The sequence below is a fragment of the Alkalibacterium sp. AK22 genome (assembly GCF_000585255.1).
Classification (GTDB): Bacteria; Bacillota; Bacilli; order Lactobacillales; family Carnobacteriaceae_A; genus Alkalibacterium.
This window is the reverse complement of record NZ_JANL01000016.1, coordinates 1-1,682: the sequence shown is the minus strand read 5'-3', so window position 1 is coordinate 1,682 and position 1,682 is coordinate 1. Positions and strand designations below refer to the sequence as shown.

The 1,682-nt window shown below is 39.5% G+C and carries 1 protein-coding gene; it reads left to right on the top strand.

Annotated elements, in window-relative coordinates; all coding sequences use genetic code 11:
- Positions 1 to 68 precede the first annotated feature (68 nt).
- A protein-coding gene (locus ADIAL_RS11675; protein ID WP_442853025.1) for an IS3 family transposase occupies positions 69 to 1,639 on the top strand; the annotation gives its coding sequence in 2 pieces (ribosomal slippage) (positions 69 to 729 and positions 729 to 1,639; 1,572 coding nt in all).
- The last annotated feature ends 43 nt before the right edge of the window (positions 1,640 to 1,682 follow it).

Here is a 1,682-nt window from a genome sequence, read left to right as displayed (position 1 = left end):
ATATGCTCCCCTTATAGTAGACAGAGAAATAATAAAAATTCTCTGACACTATAAAGGGAGTTTTTGCCATGTCTAAAAGAATTACAGATCACGATATAAACGAGCGATATGAGGCAGTAATGAAGGTATTAGAAGAACGGGAGTCACTCAACTCTTTAACTAAGGCTTACGGTGTGACCAAAACGACATTAAAAAACTGGGTCCGAAAATATAATGCCGATGGCATTGAGGGATTAAAGGAATCGAAAGTATGGAAAAAGTATTCACCAGAATTGAAGAAGCAAGCAGTAGAATACTATTTAAACACATCTTCGGGCTTAGAAACGACATGTGACACATTCAATATTTCTTCCAAATCGGTTTTGGAACAGTGGGTAAAGCTTTATACTAGTGGAAAGGGATTTAAATCTACTAGTAGAGGACGTCGAAAAATGACTACAGGCCGTAGAACCACATGGAAAGAACGTATTGAAATTGCACAGTATACGATTGCCAATAATTTGGACTACCATAAAGCGGAGAAAGAGTACAATGTGTCTTACCAACAAGTCTATCACTGGGTACGCAAGTACCAAGAAGGTGGACCGGAAGCATTGAAAGACCGACGTGGTCGATCATTGGAATCCAAAGAAACCCTCACAGAAGAAGAAAAACTTCGGCTGGAAGTGAAAAAACTACAGCAGAGAAATCAATATTTAGAAGCAGAAAATGGCTTGATAAAAAAGCTGAAAGACATCGAAAGGAGGAATCAACGCGGATAGGCTCATGTTTGAGTGAGTTCCAAGCTATTTTTGAATACCATCAAGAAACTGGCGTTTCTATTCAATTGTTATGTGAGGTATTAGATGTGTCGCGTTCAGGTTATTATAAATGGCTGAACCACACACCGAGTGAACGAGAACTGGAGGCTCAACAATTAAAGAAGCGCATAAAAGAACGTTTCTATCATTATAAGGGACTATTTGGCTATCGTCGCATAACAATTGCCTTGAACCGTGACTCAAAGGAAAAACAGTACGACAAGAAAGTAATTCGTCGTCTAATGGTTCAAATGGGACTGAGATCCCATATTCGTCGTTCCAGTGGCTATTCTACCAAAACCAGCTATGTCAATATAGAAGACAATCTTTTAAATCGAGAATTCAAAGCAGACAAACCCAATCAGAAATGGGCCACAGATATTACTCACTTACGTTACGGAGATGGTCAGAAAGCCTATTTGAGTGCAATTAAAGACCTTTACGATGGGTCCATTATTGCCTATAAAGTTGGGAAGTTTAATAACAACGGTCTTGTCATGGAAACCTTGAATGAAGCGATTGAAAGGAATTCAGGCGCTTCTCCTCTGCTTCACAGCGACCGAGGGTCGCAATATACGTCTAAACAGTACCGTCAGATTACGACAGAAGCCGGAATAACGCGTAGTATGTCACGCGTAGGGAAATGCATCGATAACGGTCCGATGGAAAGCTTTTTCGGGCACTTTAAATGTGAATCATATAAGTTGAAACAGTATTCTACTTACGAAGAACTGGAGAAAGACATTCAGCATTATATGAATTTTTACAACTACGAGCGTTTTCAGGAAACACGAAACAACCTGACACCAATAGAATATCGGTATCAGGTTGCCGCATAGAATTTTTTGTTTTTTCATTGTCTACTTGACAGGGTGCAGTTCA